The sequence below is a fragment of the Flavobacterium polysaccharolyticum genome, assembly GCF_038739875.1.
Lineage (GTDB): Bacteria > Bacteroidota > Bacteroidia > Flavobacteriales > Flavobacteriaceae > Flavobacterium > Flavobacterium polysaccharolyticum.
Genome location: NZ_JBCGDP010000002.1, coordinates 325,777 through 343,864 on the forward strand (window position 1 = coordinate 325,777; position 18,088 = coordinate 343,864).

Below are 18,088 nucleotides of genomic sequence, written 5' to 3' on the forward strand. Positions count from 1 at the left end.
AAAATCTTTGCTAATGCAAAATCCAACACTACCTACAAAAAAACATTACGCGATTTTAGATGGTTTGCGAGGAGTGGCTGCTATTATGGTAGTCGCTTTTCATATTATGGAGGCTCACGCTACGAGTCGGTTTGACCAAGTCATCAATCACGGGTATTTGGCGGTTGATTTTTTCTTTTTGCTTTCGGGATTTGTGATTAGCTATGCCTATGATGACCGCTGGAGCAAAATGTCCCTAGGCGATTTTTTCAAAATCAGACTCATTCGATTACAACCAATGGTTATTATGGGAATGATTGTGGGCGCCTTGTGTTTCTATTTTCAAGATTCGGTTTTGTGGCCCAACATTCACCAAGTGCCACTTTGGAAAATGCTGCTCATTATGGTCATTGGCTTTACATTGATTCCAGTGCCAACTTCAATGGATATTCGAGGATGGCAAGAAATGCATCCGCTTGATGGTCCAGGTTGGTCGCTGTTCTTTGAATATATTGGCAATATTTTGTATGCCTTGTTCGTGAGAAAATTTTCGAATACCGCCTTGGCTGTGCTCGTTTTTCTATCGGGTTGTTTTTTGATTCACCTAACCTTGACCAGTCCCAACGGAGATGTAATCGGTGGTTGGTCATTGGTTCCTGAGCAACTTCACATTGGCTTTGCCCGACTTCTTTTTCCGTTTTTTGGTGGGTTGTTATTGCATCGAATCGTTACACTTACGACTATCAAAAATGCTTTTCTGTGGTCGAGTTTGTTGCTTATAGTTGTTTTGGCGATGCCAAGAATTGGTGACAGTACGACTGTTTGGCAAAACGGATTATACGATTCGTTGAGCATCATTATTCTTTTTCCGCTCATCGTTTATATTGGCGCCAGCGGAACCCTAGAAGGGAAAAACGCTTCACGGGTTTGCCAATTTTTAGGCGACATCTCCTATCCTATTTACATCACGCATTATCCTTTAATTTATATCTACACGGCTTGGGTTGCCAATGGAAAAATCCCGTTTCAAGAAGCGTTACCAATGAGTATTTTGACCGTAGTAAGCTCAATTGTTTTGGCCTATGCCTGTTTGAAATGGTACGACGAACCTGTTAGAAATTGGCTTAAAAAGAAAGTCGCAAAGTGATTAGTAATTAGTAATTAGTAATTAGTAATTAGTGATTAGTAATTAGTGATTGGTGAATAGACATTATCAAGTCGAAAAGTGTAGAACTCATAAAACCATCAAAGGGAAAATTGCGTATATCAGAAGATACATTCCTAAAAAATAAAAGTAACACCTCAACAACATATCTACCATTGGCTAATAAAAAACTCAAATAAATACCACACCCCCAACATTTTTCATAACGAAAGCACAAACGATTTTTTTATTGTTAAAAGCCAATGGTTACCTTACCAAAAGAGCGATACTCTCACACAGAAAGTATCGCTCTTTGTTTTTATCAGAAATCTTAATGGTCTATTTAACTTGGATGCTTACAACATTTACAATTTCTTTTGATGAAGTGCCTAAATGAAAAACAAATTCTCCTGGTTCTACTTTCCAATTGGCATTTTTTTCATCATAAAAAGCCAAATCTTTCACCTTAACTTTAAGCGAAACTTCTTTTTGTTCTCCCGCTTTCAACACTACTTTTTCAAAAGCTTTCAACTCTTTTTGAGGTCTAAGCACCGAACAAACAGGTTGACTAGCATACAACTGAAGTACTTCTGCTCCTTCAAGTTGTCCTGTGTTTTTGATGGTACATTTTAGCGTAACCGTATCGTTCACATCGAAGGTTTTTTTATCTGTTCCCACATTAGAAATTGCAAATGAAGTATACGACAATCCAAAACCGAAAGGATAAAGTGGTTCAATTTTCTTGGTGTCATACCATCTGTAGCCAACTAAAATATCTTCTTCATAATTCACTTTTAAATCCCTTCCCGGATAATTACCTAAAGCAACATCGGGGGATTGTTGTAAACTTACTGGCAAAGTAATCGGTAATTTTCCAGAAGGATATTGTTTTCCGCTCAACACATCCATCACAGCATTTCCAGCTTCCATTCCGCCGTACCACGCCCAAACAATTGAAGGAACACGTGTCTGAATTCCTGATAATTCTAAAGGAGAACCTGCAATGATTACCACAATAGTTTTCGGATTGGCTTTGGTTACTTCTTGAATTAAGGTTTCTTGTCCATAAGGCAAACGCATATGAATTCTATCAAACGACTCCGAATCGAAATCGTGATTTAATCCTGCAAATACAATCGCCACATCGGACTTTTTGGCTTGAGCCACTGCTTCATCGATTAATTTCCAATCGACAAAATCAGAATTTAATTGCCCTTTGTTACTGCCCTCTCCAGGCGAAGATTGCTTATTGTAGCCTTGGGCATAATTAATTTGCAATTGGTTTCCGTACTTATTGGTAATCGCTTCTAATGGAGTGATTTCGTATAAAGGCTTAATCTCGGAACTCAATCCGCCACCACAGTGTTTTCTGGTCGCATTGTCCCCAATAACCGCCACCGATTTCACGGCATTCATTTGCAAAGGCAACAGTTGGTTTTCGTTCTTCAATAAAACTATAGATTCCACTGCCGATTGATACGCTAGCGCTTGGTGTTCCTTGGTATTCACACTGCCTTTGATTCTGGTTTTGGGATCTAAAACTTTCGTTTTAATCATCACTCGCAACACATTGGCTACTTTTTCATCTACTACGCTTTCTTTTACTTTTCCCTCTTGCACCGCTTTAATCAAAGGATCCGCAAAATACCATTCGTTATAATTGGTATTATTAGTTCCCATTTCTAAATCCAATCCAGCCAAAGCCGCATTGACTGTACTGTGAGTTGCATCCCAATCCGACATATAAACGCCTTTGAATTGGTATAAATCGCGCAAAATAGTTCGTCCCAACAACATATTCTCCGTGCAATAATCCCCTCTAAATTTATTGTAAGCGCCCATCACGGTTAACACTTTTGCGTCCATAACTGCAGCTTTAAAACCAGGCAAATAAATTTCGTGCAAAGCTCTGTCGCTCATCGTTACATCAATCACAAATCGATTGTCTTCTTGATTATTCGCCGCAAAATGTTTTACACTAGCCGCCACATCTTTGGTTTGCAAAGCTTTAATATAGCTAACCGTCAATTGAGAAATTAGAAAAGGATCTTCACTTAAATATTCAAAATTTCTTCCACATAATGGACTTCTGATGATATTAATACCAGGTCCTAAGAGTACGTCTTTCTTTCTAAATCGGGCTTCTTCACCTAAAACATAACCTCGTTGGGCAGTCAAATCTAAATTCCAAGTGGCGGCCATAGCAGTACCGGGAGGAAAACAAGTAACCGCATCATCTTTCCAACCAGCATATTGCCAATTGTGTCGGTTCATTTCGGCACGCACGCCGTGGGGCCCATCGGACAAAGCCCATTCTGGTATGCCCAATCGTTTAATATCGGAAACATAAAACTTAGAATTACCGTGCAATAAACTCACTTTTTCTTGGAGCGTCATTTTTTTTACTAATGACTGAATTCGTTTTTCAGTTGTGGCCTCAGTTTGAGAAAACGAAAGGAACCCAACTAATAAAACCGGTAATAGCATTATTTTTTTCATATATGTAAAAGTTATTTGTTAGCGGTCATACATGGAATCGCCTTTATTTATTGGTGTTTGTTTGCAACAAACCGGTTGTTAATGGCGATTTCATAGCATTGATATTAAAATTTAGCATTAGTTACAAATTAAAGGTCACAAGCGCCAATAAAAACTCCGTAACTTTCTGTATTACAATATAATGAAATTTAATTATGATCCTCTATTTCAATTAGACTAATTGTGTTGTATTTCTGGGTGATTGTTATCTTTCTTGTTAAGATCTATAATGGCTTTGGCAAATTCTTTCCCCAAATCTATATATCCCTCGCTTTTATAATGATATTTATCTGAGTAAAGGTACTTGGAGGTGCTTCGCACAATACGCACATTAGGTTCTGTAAGGGCAAATTTTTCTTGTCCGTATTGAACTAATTCCCCAAAACCCCAAACTTTCCCATCGGGATCATCTCCAGAATCGGATATTTTTCCAATGACAATTGGTAAGTCATTGTTTCTAAAAGCGGCTCGAATGAGTTGCATCAGTCGTTTCAAATTGTCATAATAGTGATTCGCAATTTGTTCTGTTTTATCGGCATCGCTTTCTCCTTGCATCCAAAGAATTCCGCAAGGCACTAACACGTCTTCAATACCATCGCCATTGATATCCTTCACAGCCATCGCTGCTTGCACTGTTTTTAAAAAATAATCGTATTGATTTTTTACTCTTCTAAAATCAGGCTCCCAAGATCCAAAAAAATTGTTTCCGCTACTATCAATTGCGGAACCGTTTCGAGCATATTTTATAATGGCAATCTTTTGATTGGGATATTCCTCTTGTAATTTTTGAACAAACGAAAGTTCAACCCCAAATCGGTCAGAAAGTGTATTGCTTTTGCCATCCGAAGCAAAACCCGTTCCGTGACCAGGCTGCAAAACGGCCCACTTTCCTAAACCGCCATTGGCATCATTATCCCCAACTGGATTGCCTTGATATATAAATGCATTTTTACTTTTTTTGCGTAAGGCTTCTGGTAACTCTTTCACATAGCCAAAGCCTTCCATATTAGATTGTCCTCCCAAATAATATACTCTGATGGTGTCTTTTTTTGTTTGAGCGAAAAGCATAAAAGGCATCAAAAGAAAAAAGGTCAAATTTTTCAATTTCATTTTTTCAAAAATTAAAATATTAATTCAAAACTGTCTTTCAAGCGAATATCGGCGGATGAAGATCCTAACTGCACTTCGAACCCTCCCGGTTCAGGTGCCCATTCTAATTTGGCATTATAAAAAGCAAGTTTTTCTTTATCAATCGTAAATGTAATCTTTTGCGAAGCTCCCGCTTTTAAAAACACTTTTTGAAAATCACGCAACTCTTTTACCGGACGCACTACGCTACCCACTTGATCTTTTAGATACAATTGCACCACTTCTTCTCCATCGAATTTTCCAGTGTTGGTAAGGGTAAACGAAACTGTTATGGTTTCATTTTTCTTCATTACTTTTTTAGACAATTGTAAATCGGAGTAGTTGAAAGTGGTATAACTCAATCCGTAACCAAAAGGAAACTTCGGACTGTTTTTTAAGTCGATATAAGCCGACACATAATTAGTAGCCGTTTCATTTGGTGCTGGTCTTCCAGTATTGAAGTGATTGTAATAAATTGGAATTTGTCCTTCTTCTCTCGGAAAAGACATTGGCAATTTTCCAGAGGGATTGTAATCGCCAAACAACACATCGGCAATGGCATTCCCCGCTTCAGAACCCAACCACCAAGTATACAAAATGGCAGGTACTTGATCTGCTGTCCAATTAAAAATAAGTGGTCTTCCCGCATTGATCAATACGACAACTGGTTTGCCCGTGGCTTGAATGGCTTTTACTAATTCTTCTTGTACTCCTGGCAAACGCAAATTGCTACGGCTTTTGGCCTCGCCACTTTGATCTCTTCGTTCGCCAATGCTCAAAATCACCACATCTGCTTGATTGGCCACGGCAATAGCTTCTGCAAAACCTTCTTTATTGTCGCCTTCGATGTCGCAACCTTTGGCATACAAAAGTTGTGTATTCTTCCCTACTTTATTTTGCAATCCGTCCCACTGCGAAACAATCTCTTTGGTATAATCCAATTCTGGTAATTCTACCGACCAGAAGCCCATATTTTGTTTGTATTCTTTTACCAAAGGACCAATGAATGCAATGGTTTTGGTCGATTTTGAAAGTGGTAAAATTCCTTTTTCGTTTTTCAACAAAACAATGCTTTTGGCTGCCATTGCTCTAGCCACTTTTCTATGCTCTGGATTGCATAAGGCTTTTTGCTCGCGCTCTTCATTATTGAATTTGAACGGATCATCGAACAATCCCAACTCAAATTTCTTGCGCAGTATCCGTTTTACCGCATCATCAATCAAAGCCATTGGTACTTTTTTCTCTTTTACCAATTGTGCCAAATGATAACGATAGGCATTGCTTTCCATATCCATATCGCTACCCGCTGTAATCGCGGCCAATGCTGCTTCTTTGTTATCTTTTGCAAAACCGTGATTGACCATTTCGCCAATAGATCCCCAGTCTGAAACTACGAAACCTTTAAAATTCCATTTCCCTTTAAGGATATCGCGTTGCAAATAGGCATTACCTGTGGCTGGAATTCCGTTCAAGTCATTGAAAGAATTCATAAATGTTGCTGCACCCGCATCTAAAGCTGCTTTGAAAGGAGGTAAATAGGTTTCCCACAACATTCGATTACTCATATCAACCGAATTATAGTCGCGTCCGCCCACCGCAGCACCATAGGCCGCAAAGTGTTTGACACAAGCCATCACCGAAGTAACGTCTCCCAAATTTCCTTGAAAACCTTTGACTCTTGCATAAGCAATTTTAGAACCCAAGTAGGTATCTTCTCCAGCACCTTCCATCACACGACCCCATCTTGGATCTCTAGAAATATCGACCATAGGCGCAAACGTCCAGTGAATTCCTGCAGCCGCAGCCTCTGTAGCTGCTATTCTTGCCGTAAGTTCCATCGCCTCCAAATCCCAAGAAGCAGCTTCTGCTAAAGGAATTGGAAAAGTGGTTTTGTATCCGTGAATCACGTCTTGACCAAACAACAACGGAATTTTCAAACGCGATTGCATTGCCAATTCTTGATATTGACGTGTATATTTGGTTCCCAAAATATTCAACATAGAACCAATTAGTCCTTGTTTGATTTCGGTTTGTTTGTTGGGATTAATGGTGATAGGACCAGTAGCTGCATTATCTCCTGTGTATTGATTGAGCTGCCCTATTTTTTCTTCCAAAGTCATCTGTCGCAATAACGCCTCGACTTTTTGATTGATATTCTTGGATTGTGCAAAAACCAGCACATTGCACCCCAAAAATAGCAGTAGTATTACCTTTTTCATTTTCTTTAGTACTTATTTAGTTGTGGAATAATCCACACATTCTTTTTATAATCGACGCTTCCTTTGCTTTCTTCTTGTACGACTCTATCGATAATTTCAATTCCTTTTTGAGCCATATTTTCAAAAGTGTCGATACCGTTGTTTGGGAATCCCATTCGGGTTCTGTGAATATTAAATTGATTTGAAAATTTTCGATTAAACGCTTTTTCAACACCTTCTTTACCCAACATAAAACCCAATAAACCTCCCCAAGTAGCTGTAGGATTATCAGAATCCCAACCTGCTAATGTTCCTATCTTAATTGTTTCAACGATATTACCTTCTCCATAAAAAAGGCTGATTAAACTCGAGGCGAAATTAATTCCAGAAGCAAAGCAGCCATTGCAATAGCGGTTCTTTGAAGTCATATCGTACCCGTCTTTTTGTTCGACTTGATAGCGTTGGTACACCTCATCTCGGGTTTGTTCCCAAGGTATGTTTTCTAAATACCTGCTTTTAACAAAATCATACATTTTGCTAGCATACGAATCTTTAGGAAGTTGCTTTTTAGCAACCTCAGCCATCCAAAGAATGCTATCTTTATTTGATTTTTTGGTATCAGTAACAGAAGCTAAAGCATACATCGACACATAAAAATTAGCAATCCATTCGGAGTTGTATCTAGCGGTATTTTGAATGGGAAGTTTCGCCATTTTTAAAGCAATGTCTGGTCTTGATGGCGCAAAAAAACCAAAAAATTCGGTGGTCAATTGTGCATCAATCATTTCGTATTCAGGGTTATTCTTTGGATCTCCAGTAGCGGGAGGAATCATTCCAAGCTGCATTAAATCAAATGCTTTTTGGTTGGAAACCCACAAATAATTTTCCTCTTCTTTTTTGATATGCCGCAACCAGCCCTCTCTTATATCTTCGCCCGTAAGTATTGATTTTTGCTTGGTATAAAGAAGTTCTTGGTAGATGTATTCTATGTCGGTATCATCATCGGAACCCCAAATACCCTCAGGACCTACAAAAACAAAATCGATGTTTTTAGACAAATCGCTCGGCACACCTTGCCCCCAAATACTCGGCTGATCTGGTTTTCCCCAATCCAATCGAGTATAAAATTTACCTGTTTTGATTTCTCCGATATTGCCTATTTTGTCCATCTCGGTAACCAAACCTGTCCAATTGGCAATGCATTGTCCTAACCAAAAACCATAAAGCTTGTCTTTATAGTCGCTTCTTGAAATTACCAAATCAGTAGTTTTAGTCGGAGTGGCTGTAACTAGAGATTTCCTTTTTTTTGTGTGTTTTTGATTTTGACTGTTTAAGGAAACACTCCAAAGCAAAAGAAAAACAGCTGTAGCAATGGAGTACTTCATCCCTATTTTTTCTTGTTAACTACCAATTCTACGTACACTGGAAAATGATCCGAAGGATATCGCAAGTCTTTAGCATCAGTCAAAACCGCATATTTTTGAACGGTCAACCCGCTATTTTTTGACAAAAAGATATAATCAATTCGGTCTTTTACCGCCACATCATAACGAAATCCATTAAAAGTTCCCTCGGGACCAAAAGGTTTTTCTTGGGATAGTTCTCTGGCATCTTCCATCACTTTTTTCAATTCCAAAATTCTACTCTCGTTGGGAGTCGTATTGAAATCGCCCATAAAAATAACGGGGTAGTTTTTAGTATTTAGCTCGGCTATAGTTTTCGAAATAAGCTGAATTCCTTTGGTACGGGCTTCCTGACCCATATGATCCAAATGCGTGTTGAATACCCAAAGGAATTGCTTGCTTTTTTTATCTTTCAATAAAACATAGGTACATACTCGGTTGCACGCAGCATCCCAGCCCATAGAAACCTGATTAGGCGTTTCGGACAACCAAAACGTATTGGATTGCAGGAGATCAAATCGGTCTTTTTTAAAATAAACACAAGAAGCCTCGCCTTTTCCCTCCAATTCTCTACCAATTCCCACTTTGGTATACTTAGCAAAAGCTTGAGTCAAATCGGTTACTTGATTGGGGGTTGCTTCTTGTACCCCAAAAACATCGGGGGCATAAAACTGCACTTGCGCAATCAAAAAATCTTTTCGGTGTGGCCAAGCATCGAGTCCGTCACTAGCAATATCCAAACGGATGTTGTAGGTCATCATTTTTAGGGATTGAGCAGATACTGTTACTCTTAATAAAAGGAGTAAAAACACTAAGCCTATTTTTTTTGCTGTTTTCATTATAATAAATTGATTTAAGTAATACTTGTTGTTATATTGGATTTTAAATTTTTAAAGCAATAAAGAAAATCTTGAAACTTATTTTTACCAACCAACACAAAATAATTGTTTGATTAACATAAAAAAGTTGTCAATAAAACGCTATCAATAAAGCGTTTAAAAGTCAATCTATATTTATTGATACTCTAAAATACCAACACGATTTTGCCCCTTTGTGGTAACAAATAAAACTTAAACATTTTAAAGCAAACCTAAATATTTGGTTATAAAAATGTTATTAATGATAAGCTCCTTAATTATAAACTCTTATATAATCAATTTCGAAAGTAGATGAAGTAAAATTAGGATCTACATCTCCACCCCAAACACCACCCATTGCCAGATTGACAATCAAGTAGAAATTTTTATTGAATGGAAATTTATCAGAATTTTGAAACGTGTAAAACAACACATCATCTACATAAAATTTGATTTCGGAAGCAGACCAATTGGCTTTGTAAATATGAAACTCGGTGCTGCTGTTCGGTACTTTTATGATTCCAGTATCAGGAGTAGCTCCAGAACGTCCGGGCGAATGCAGTGAGGAATGATTTTGATCCAAATTTTTTCCAACTGATTCTAGTATATCTATTTCTCCACAAGCTGGCCATCCCACGGTTCCAATATTAGCGCCAAGCATCCAAACTGCTGGCCACGTTCCTACACCAACTGGTACTTTGGCTCTGATGACAATCGTTCCATACGTAAACTCAAATTTGCCATTGCTCTCGATTCTTCCTGAAGTAAATTTACCTTTGCCGTAATCTTCTCTATAAGCCGTAACTTTTAAAACTCCATTTTCAACGATTAGATTTTTAGAACGATTGGTATACGATTGCAACTCATTGTTTACGTGTCCTGGATCCCAAACTTGAATGTTCCATTTTGAAGGATCAGGAGCTCCATTTACGTTAAACTCATCAGACCAAACCAATTTTGATTCAACTTTTACCGTTACCGAAATAGACGTGTTAATGTATTTAGCGCCATTATAAGCCGAAGCTAAAATGGTATAACTATTCGTGCCAACAGTTTTAAAAACATAAGCATAATCGGTAGTGGTTACATCAATCACTTTGCCCTCTATCAATAGTTTGTATGAAGTAGCATTGGTGGCATTAATTTTAAAATTAACTTTTCCGCTTCCGTCACCGGCAGGGTTTTGCGCATCGGCACCCACAATAGTTGCGGTAACCGAAAGATTGGAAGGCGTTGGAATAACAGGTTCTTCAGAACCGCTACCCGAGCCACTACAAGAAAGAAAAACCAATAAAAACAAGCCCAAAACGAAACCTATTTTTGCATTAAAAGTGTGTATTTTTATCATTAGTTCATTTTTTTAAATTCTAAATAAATAAATTGGATTCCTCCTTTTTCAAAAACGACTTGTACGGGTGTCTCCCCTTTTTCTAAAGCAATGTTGGAAATCGTGACAGTACTATACTTGTCATTGTTTCCTGTAGCGGGCAGCAGAATACTTTCTGTTTTTTTGTTGTTCCCAAAAACCAAATGCACTTGCCCCTCTGTTGTGGCACTCGCATAAGTAATACTAACTGAATACGTAGCTTTCTTTTTGGAAGTTATGGTGTATTGTAACCATTCGCCCGCCTCAATAAATCCTACTTGAAAACCTTTGCTTTCTTTATTGCTTGAAGGGATTATATCGACCCCATCATTTCGAAGAGAAAAACCTTTGTTGTAAGGGGTGAATTTTGTACCATCGATATTTTGAAAATCGGTATCATAATAAGCTACTCCTTGTGTACCCAAGTCATAATTGGTAGCTAGAATTCGAGCAGGAAGTAGGTGTTTTTTGAAAGCTTTTGCACTAGGATCCTGTACTTGTCTGAACATTGCATCTACCACATCTGGTCTAATAGTTACCTGATCTAGCTTGTAATTATTCGCCAATTCCATCAGAACTTTTGTGGCAAAAGCTGGACTTGGTTTTGATTTTCCATCTTTCCAATAATCCAATAATTGCTGATAGCCTTGCGGCTGAGTTACCGAAGTTACACCAGCAATACTTTCTATTTTTTTCATTGGCCAAAAAGACCAACCGATATTGTTTTGCTCTACCAGACTAATGGCTTCTTTGAACCAAACGTTGGAGTTTTCACCACTTTCGCCTAACCAAATTGGCACATCGTATTGGGTTCTATAATCCAACATCGTTTGAATAGAAGCTTGATCATTGGTATTCCAATATTTATGAAAACTCAAAGCCAAATTATCATCCCAAAGCGGAAAAATTCCGTTGTAGTTATTGCCCCAACAGTTGCCTTCGATAAAAATCAAATGGTTTTTATCAATGGCTCTAATGGCCTGAGTAGTCTCCATCAACAAAGAACGTAAAGGCCCATTTGAAGCTTCGTCACAGCCATTGGCATTGGTTCCGGTAAAATTCCAATTGGGCTCATTGATAATATCATAGGCTCCCACCCAAGGATTGTCCTTGTAGCGTTCGGCTATTTTTTTCCAAAAAGCTATCATTTTATTGCGATTAGCAGCACTCTCCCAGAGCGATGGTTTTGACCCATCATAGTCTGATATTGCAGCATCTTTTCCTTGACCTCCGGGAGCGGCATGCAAATCTAAAATCAAATATATTTTATTGGCTTCACACCATTTTAGCAAAGCATCGGTGCGTTTAAATCCTTCTTCTAGCCAGGTGATTTCACCATTTTTTTCGTTTTCAATAGCGGGTGTATACAAATTGTAATGCATGGGCAATCGCACTGAATTGAATCCCCAAGCAGCCAATGAATCGATATCCTTTTTGGTAATTCCATTGTCTTTGTAGGTTTGGTAAAATTTTTCGGTGGCCTCATTACCAATTACTTCTATAATTTTTTCCTTAATCTTGTATTGTGGTCCAGCAAAATTGCCCGTTTTGAGCATATAGCCTTCTTGCACCATCCAACCTCCTAGACCCAAGCCTCGAAGTACTATATTTTGTCCTTTTCCATCAACAATCTTTTGATGGTCTCTGTGTAAAAAGCCTTGAGCCCATCCGACTGTTGGCAGCCAAACGAGAAGAATAAAAATTATTTTTTTCATTTTTATTGTGTTTAAAATAACCCTTTCAAAGTTTCATACTCTAAAAGGGGTGTGAAGAAAACTACCAAACAAATGTGGCTACAGCACCCGCATCAAGTGAGGTGGTTACCCATTTTCCGTTGTTTTTAATATTAAAAATTTCGTTGGTATTACCATCATTTTCTACAATCAAAACTTTTTTACCTGCAGGTGTTTTAAAAGCTACATTGTTTAAGTTTCCTACTATGTTACTGCTAATTCGAACGGAACCAGCAGGCACGAATTTAGAAGCATGAGCAATGATATAATAGGCAACATTACGATTGAAAGATTCGCTAGAATTTACTGTTAATGCACCTTTGCAAGTAGAACAGCCACCATTAGTGTGTGGCCCGAAAGTGCTGTTGTTGGCCAAATTCCATTCTAATGCATTTTTACTCCAATTGCGCATAGAGCCAATGATTACATTTTTTACATGCCATTTTAAATCCCCTCCAAAATCCCCATCTGCTCCTGTGTATTGCTCTGTGAAATAAACATTCTTTGTAGGAAAAGCATTGTAGATTGAAGAAAGTGCATTGATATTGCCACCATACAAATGATAAGCAGAACCGTCTACAAATGGTGCTGCTGCAGCATCATTAAAAATGGTAGTGGCATATTGTATGTTATCGCAGTTGTGGTCATAAGCAATAATCTTAGTCGTTATTCCAGCTGTTTTAAAAGCAGGACCTAAACTATTTTTGATAAAATTGGCTTGTTCTTCTGCTGTCATTACCATACTTGGATTATTACCACCATGCAAAGGTTCGTTTTGTGGCGTAATCGCATCGATGGTGATGCCCTCAGCTTTCATAAGTTGGATGTATTTTACAAAATAGTTTGCGTATACTCCATAATATTGCGTTTGCAAACTTCCTCCAACGAAACTGGCTTTGTCTTTCATCCAAAGTGGTGCAGACCATGGTGTTGCAAGAACTTTAATATTTGGATTGATGGCTAAAATTTCTTTTAAAATTGCAATCACGCCATTTTTATCTGGGGCCAAACTGAATTTTGACAAAGTCAAATCGGTATCGCCAGCAGGAAGGTCATTGTAAGTGAATGGAGCTGCATTCAAATCTGAAGCACCAATACTGATACGAATGTAGCTTACGCCGATACTAGTTGCTGAAGAACCAAAAAGTTCTTGCAATAATTCTTTTTTCTTAGTAGCGGTGAGCTGGTTGATGACATCGGCACTACCTCCTGTTAAGGTGTACCCAAATCCGTCGATGGTTTGAAAAGTTTGGGCGTCGTTTACTTCGATAGAGGCATAAGCATTGGGCAAAGTTCCAAAAGCAAGAATCGCATTTTGTTTGGTCAATAGTACGGATTGGTCGCCTTTGGTAAGCCAATAATCTACTTCGCTTTTGGTAGCGGGAGGATTAGGCGGTGGTGGCGGTGTGGGATTTGTATCTCCTCCATCACTTGGGGAAGAACAACTGATTTGCATGGCAATGGCCAAACTGTAAAGTAAGTATCGTGTTGTTTTGTTTATTTCAAATTTCATAAGTAGGAATGTTTATAGAATTTTAGAGTTAGTTTTGATATGAATGCTTTGCTGCCAAAAAATCACTTTTGATAGCTGCCTAGCCCCGACAGGAGGGATAAGCAGCTGAGCCGGTGTTCGGCTCGGCTGCTTAGGAAGGATGGCGGGAACGTTGCCTACAGGTACTGCCTAATGTTTCGCTCCTGCTTTTCCTATTCCTGTTTTTGCTGTTTTAATACAGCAAGGTCTGAATACTATGTGGTGGTATTGTGGTTACGGTTTTCTCGGAAGCAATCATCAAATTGTAGGTAACTTCTTTGTCGCTTTGGTTCATGACCACGGTGACCATAGAACCATCTGCATTTTGAAATGAGGTGCTGATTAAACTACTGCGACTAGAGGCCGTGGCTACTCTGCGCGCTTGAGGGCGAATGAATTTGGCAAAATGACCAATATAATAATAAGACGGCGTGTAGATTAGGGCTCCCGATTGAGAGTCGGCATGGATGGGTGCGAAACAAAAATTGCCCACGTGATTAGGCCCTCCTTTTTCATCGAGGAGAATATTCCAATCGGTCCAAGCTACGGTTCCGTTGTTAAAATCATGTATCATTGAGGCTCCGTATCGTTCGGCGTTAGGCCAAAACTGGTACTTTTGGGCATCGAATTTTTCGATACAACCTTCGGTAAAAATGAGGTTTTTGTCTGGGAACGCTTCGTGCACTTTGGCTACGTTGTCATACATTGGCGCGCCTCCTGCCCAAGTTTCGTACCAGTGAAATCCCATTCCCCAAGCGTACTTAGAGGCTTCGGGATCGGTAAAAATCACATTGGCTCTTTGGTTCATCAAATCGCGGTTGTGGTCCCAAACAATTATTTTTTTGTTGCCTAGTCCTTCTTTTTTTAAGGTTGGTCCAAGGTAGTTTTTTAAGAAGTCTCTTTCAGCTTCGGCAGAGAAAACACAAGATTCCCAAGTTTGTACTGCCATAGGTTCGTTTTGAATGGTCAATCCCCAAATAGGCATTCCTTCTTTTTCGTAGGCTTTGATAAACTTGGTGTAATAATTGGCCCAAGCTTGGTAATATTCTGGCAAGAGTGTTCCGCCTTTTAGCATTTGTTTGTTGCTTTTCATAAAGGCTGGTGGGCTCCAAGGAGAAACATAGGTTACTATTTTTCCGCCTGCAGCTTGCGTGGCTTGCTTAATCATTGGGATTCGGAATTGTTTGTCGTGCGCAATAGAAAATGTTTTCAAATCCTTATCGCCTTCTTCGATATAAGTATAGCTTCCACTGCTAAAATCAGAGCTATGAATTGTTGTTCTTAGCAATGAATAGCCTATGCCTTTTTGTGTATCGTAGTAAGCGGTTAAAAATTCTTGCTGTTTTTCTTTTGACAACTTGGCAAACACTTCGGCACTTGCATCCGTAATAGCGCCACCAATTCCCATCAAGGATTGGAATTTTCGTTGTGGTTCTACAAAAATGGATATTTCTGTTTCTAGCGGTTGCGCTGCTTTTGCAAAAACCAAATTAGCTGTCGGGCTTAATCGCAAGTCGGTATTGGCTGCTGTGGTGTAAACGGTTACTTTTTTTCCAGCTGTTGTAAACGCTTGTTTTCCTTTGCTTTCCTTTTGTTGTGCAAAAAGGGTTCCCATAAGAAGCAAACAGAATAGAGATATAGCCGATTTATTCATTTTATTCAATTTTATTTTAAATACCTGATAATTAATCACCTAAGTTACGTTGTTTTGTTAAAAAATAGCCCATAATCTGGATGAGAATGGGCTATTAACAACAAAACTCAAAACTTAACTCAACTTAAACAATTTTACTTTCCTCTAAACTCCACTTTGGAAATGGTAATTCCGCTTGGAGTAAATGTGTTTCCGCCGCAGCGAATTACTAGATATATTTTTCCGGTTTGACTAAATTTTACGGTGTTCGAGATAACTCCAGCGGCATTTTTTACACAGCCCACAACTGATAGTTTTCCAGAGAAGGCAGCTTTTGCACAACCGTCCCAAGTACTTAATCCCATCACTTTGTTGTCTTTGTATTCTACTCCTGAAGCCGGTACTGTAGTTCCAGCATACACTTCGAACCAAGTTTCGTTCGAACCATCGTTTGAAGAAACATTCATATCGATGGTGTATTCTTTGTCTTTTACTACATCAATAGCTTGGTACATGGCTTCTTGAGCCCAACCACCATTAGAATTGATGGTAGCACTTCCAGTTTTGAAGTTCCATTTGGCAGCGCCTGATGGACTCAAATTACAACTGCTCCATTGTGCATGATCGGCAGCATTGGCAAAGTTGCCTCCTTTTACCAAATTCCCTTTTAATGGATCTGAAGTAGCTACAACAATTTCTTTGGTCGTTACGTTTTCGGAACCACCTCTTCCTACAGCAATGTGTGTGATTTTGTAGGTTCCTGCATCTGGAAGCGAAATTTTCTCTGTCATTTTACCTGAATACAATCCATCGCCAATATTCCATTTTGAGGCGATAACATTTTTGGTTTGTGCTTCTAGTATATAGGTATTTACTGCTCCGTCTACTGGTGTAATGGTAAATGAAGCGTCTACATTAGCATCGGTCAATCCGTTTCCGTCAACCGCATCATCAGGCTGACAGCTAAGCAAAGTACTTACTGATGCAAAAGCAAAGAATAAGTAAATGGCGCTTTTTGAAATTTTATTTACAAACATATCTTTTGATTTACGATTAATAATTTGGATTTTGAACCAGTTTGGTGTTTTCTAATTCCTTCAACGGAATAGGCCAGATCTCGTTTTTACCTGCGATAAAACCTCTACTTGCCAAAACAGCTGCTGCTCTTCCTGTACGAACCAAGTCGAACCAACGGTGCCCTTCGCAAGCCAATTCTAATCTACGTTCAGCCATAATTGCATTTATTGAAACTGGAACAGATGGTAATCCAACTCTAGCACGAACCGCATCAAGAAGCGCTTGAGCTCTAGCTCCTGTTCCTCCCAAAGCTTCAGCTTCCATCAAATAAGTATCTGCCAAACGAATAACGTATACGTTTTGTTTGTAGTTCAAAACTGCATCCCCACCACCAGTAGTTACGTCGGCAGTTGTAGGCATGAATTTTTTGATAAAATAACCTGTGTCTTTGTATCCTGGAGAATAATCAGCAAGACCTTGAGCTTTCAAATCTTTCATATCAACAACAGTTGAGCTAAAACGTGGATCTGGTTTTAAAGCATTATACAAATCAACAGTTATTGGATTGAAACTCCAACCTGCAGCATAATCAGGTGCTGTAGAATTAGCTGGTCTTGAATATCCCCTTGGACCAACCATTACGTTAATAGAATTTCCTTCATCAGAACCTGAGCCCCAGTTACCCCAGCCAGCATTACTTTTGCTAGTATGAGATACTTCGATAATTGCTTCCGAATTGAACTTGTTACTGATTACCCATAAATCAGAATATTTTGCCAATAGTTTGTAACCAAAAGGACTTGTTCCTCCAGGTGTACCATTTACTTCAGCCAATTCAGTAGCAGCCAAAGCATTTTTACCTTCGTACAAGTACACTTTTCCAAGTAATGCTTTGACAGCACCTTTGGTAAAACGTCCAGACTCTGTAGTAGGGTTAGTTATAGTATTAGGCAAATTAGGAATAGCTTCTTTCAAATCTTTTTCGATTTGAGCATACACATCTTCAGGTTTCGCTTGCAATACATTGTAAATTTCACTGGTAGGGATTGGGGCCGTAATCAATGGAATGTTTTTGAATAAACGAACTAACTCAAAATAATAGTAGGCACGCAACGCTTTTGTTTCAGCAGTAAATCTAGTTTTTTGAGCATCGTCCATAGGAACATTTGGTAATTTTACTAACAAAGTATTGGCTCTAAATATTCCTTGGTAAAAATTATTCCAAAAGCTTCCTGGAATAGTTACTTGACTGATAGAATAATCTGAAAAAGATTGCATGCCTGTTCCATCAGTAGCTCCACCGCCACCAGCATAATGATCATCGGAACCAGCGTTCATCATACAAACCATGTTTTCAAATCCGCCAGATTGCTTACTTAATACATCATAAACAGCTACAAGACCAGAATAAGCTTCGGCTTCATTTGAATAATAATTTTCTTCTAGAGCAGTCCCTTTAGGCTCTACTTCTAAAAATTCATCACTACATGAGGTGGCCACAAATAATAAGGCTAACGCATGGATAGTATATTTTAATTTTCTTAGTTTCATGATTTTACGT

General features: G+C 38.7%; 12 protein-coding genes. 1 reads left to right on the plus strand and 11 read right to left on the minus strand.

What is annotated here, in order from left to right; all coding sequences use genetic code 11:
* Positions 1-13 precede the first annotated feature (13 nt).
* Positions 14-1,126, plus strand: a complete 1,113-nt coding sequence (locus tag WFZ86_RS03360; protein WP_342690614.1) for an acyltransferase family protein — start codon at positions 14-16, stop codon at positions 1,124-1,126.
* Between the two features lie 336 nt (positions 1,127-1,462).
* On the opposite strand, the gene WFZ86_RS03365 is transcribed toward WFZ86_RS03360, so the two are convergent.
* The 11 genes from WFZ86_RS03365 to WFZ86_RS03415 all read right to left on the minus strand — a co-directional run bounded on the left by WFZ86_RS03365 (position 1,463) and on the right by WFZ86_RS03415 (position 18,078).
* Complete coding sequence (locus WFZ86_RS03365; RefSeq protein WP_342690615.1) at positions 1,463-3,622, minus strand: glycoside hydrolase family 3 C-terminal domain-containing protein; 2,160 nt, start codon at positions 3,620-3,622, stop codon at positions 1,463-1,465.
* Positions 3,623-3,838: 216 nt separating this feature from the next.
* The gene (locus tag WFZ86_RS03370) at positions 3,839-4,771 is read right to left on the minus strand and encodes a sialate O-acetylesterase (RefSeq protein WP_342690616.1); all 933 of its coding nucleotides are present in this window, start codon (positions 4,769-4,771) and stop codon (positions 3,839-3,841) included.
* 11 nt (positions 4,772-4,782) lie between these two features.
* Entirely contained in the window at positions 4,783-7,008 is a 2,226-nt protein-coding gene (locus WFZ86_RS03375) for a glycoside hydrolase family 3 N-terminal domain-containing protein (protein ID WP_342690617.1), read from the minus strand.
* Positions 7,009-7,013: 5 nt separating this feature from the next.
* Positions 7,014-8,372, minus strand: coding sequence for an ADP-ribosylglycohydrolase family protein (locus tag WFZ86_RS03380; RefSeq protein WP_342690618.1), 1,359 nt, complete (start codon positions 8,370-8,372; stop codon positions 7,014-7,016).
* Positions 8,373-8,374: 2 nt separating this feature from the next.
* Positions 8,375-9,229, minus strand: a complete 855-nt coding sequence (locus WFZ86_RS03385; protein WP_342690619.1) for an endonuclease/exonuclease/phosphatase family protein — start codon at positions 9,227-9,229, stop codon at positions 8,375-8,377.
* Between the two features lie 292 nt (positions 9,230-9,521).
* The gene (locus WFZ86_RS03390; RefSeq protein WP_342690620.1) at positions 9,522-10,595 is read right to left on the minus strand and encodes a glycoside hydrolase family 16 protein; all 1,074 of its coding nucleotides are present in this window, start codon (positions 10,593-10,595) and stop codon (positions 9,522-9,524) included.
* Positions 10,595-12,328, minus strand: a complete 1,734-nt coding sequence (locus tag WFZ86_RS03395; protein WP_342690621.1) for a cellulase family glycosylhydrolase — start codon at positions 12,326-12,328, stop codon at positions 10,595-10,597. Before WFZ86_RS03395 ends, WFZ86_RS03390 begins: the two co-directional genes overlap by 1 nt.
* A gap of 61 nt (positions 12,329-12,389) precedes the next feature.
* Positions 12,390-13,859 (minus strand): glycoside hydrolase family 30 protein, encoded by a 1,470-nt coding sequence (locus WFZ86_RS03400; protein ID WP_342690622.1) that lies wholly within the window; start codon positions 13,857-13,859, stop codon positions 12,390-12,392.
* A 211-nt stretch (positions 13,860-14,070) separates the two neighbouring features.
* Positions 14,071-15,531 carry a glycoside hydrolase family 30 protein gene (locus tag WFZ86_RS03405; protein WP_342690623.1) on the minus strand — a complete coding sequence of 487 codons (1,461 nt, stop codon included), beginning with the start codon at positions 15,529-15,531 and terminating at the stop codon, positions 14,071-14,073.
* 134 nt (positions 15,532-15,665) lie between these two features.
* Positions 15,666-16,547: a hypothetical protein gene (locus WFZ86_RS03410; RefSeq protein WP_342690624.1), complete on the minus strand. Its 882-nt coding sequence runs from the start codon at positions 16,545-16,547 to the stop codon at positions 15,666-15,668.
* Positions 16,548-16,563: 16 nt separating this feature from the next.
* Positions 16,564-18,078: a RagB/SusD family nutrient uptake outer membrane protein gene (locus WFZ86_RS03415; protein ID WP_342690625.1), complete on the minus strand. Its 1,515-nt coding sequence runs from the start codon at positions 18,076-18,078 to the stop codon at positions 16,564-16,566.
* Positions 18,079-18,088: the final 10 nt, after the last annotated feature.

Excerpts from the sequence above, each read along its gene's own strand:
- WFZ86_RS03415 (WP_342690625.1), bottom strand. The coding sequence starts at position 18,078 with ATGAAACTAAGAAAATTAAAATATACTATCCATGCGTTAGCCTTATTA.
- WFZ86_RS03390 (WP_342690620.1), bottom strand. The coding sequence starts at position 10,595 with ATGATAAAAATACACACTTTTAATGCAAAAATAGGTTTCGTTTTGGGC.
- WFZ86_RS03370 (WP_342690616.1), bottom strand. The coding sequence starts at position 4,771 with ATGAAATTGAAAAATTTGACCTTTTTTCTTTTGATGCCTTTTATGCTT.
- WFZ86_RS03375 (WP_342690617.1), bottom strand. The coding sequence starts at position 7,008 with ATGAAAAAGGTAATACTACTGCTATTTTTGGGGTGCAATGTGCTGGTT.
- WFZ86_RS03360 (WP_342690614.1), top strand. The coding sequence starts at position 14 with ATGCAAAATCCAACACTACCTACAAAAAAACATTACGCGATTTTAGAT.
- WFZ86_RS03380 (WP_342690618.1), bottom strand. The coding sequence starts at position 8,372 with ATGAAGTACTCCATTGCTACAGCTGTTTTTCTTTTGCTTTGGAGTGTT.
- WFZ86_RS03385 (WP_342690619.1), bottom strand. The coding sequence starts at position 9,229 with ATGAAAACAGCAAAAAAAATAGGCTTAGTGTTTTTACTCCTTTTATTA.
- WFZ86_RS03365 (WP_342690615.1), bottom strand. The coding sequence starts at position 3,622 with ATGAAAAAAATAATGCTATTACCGGTTTTATTAGTTGGGTTCCTTTCG.
- WFZ86_RS03395 (WP_342690621.1), bottom strand. The coding sequence starts at position 12,328 with ATGAAAAAAATAATTTTTATTCTTCTCGTTTGGCTGCCAACAGTCGGA.
- WFZ86_RS03405 (WP_342690623.1), bottom strand. The coding sequence starts at position 15,531 with ATGAATAAATCGGCTATATCTCTATTCTGTTTGCTTCTTATGGGAACC.
- WFZ86_RS03410 (WP_342690624.1), bottom strand. The coding sequence starts at position 16,547 with ATGTTTGTAAATAAAATTTCAAAAAGCGCCATTTACTTATTCTTTGCT.
- WFZ86_RS03400 (WP_342690622.1), bottom strand. The coding sequence starts at position 13,859 with ATGAAATTTGAAATAAACAAAACAACACGATACTTACTTTACAGTTTG.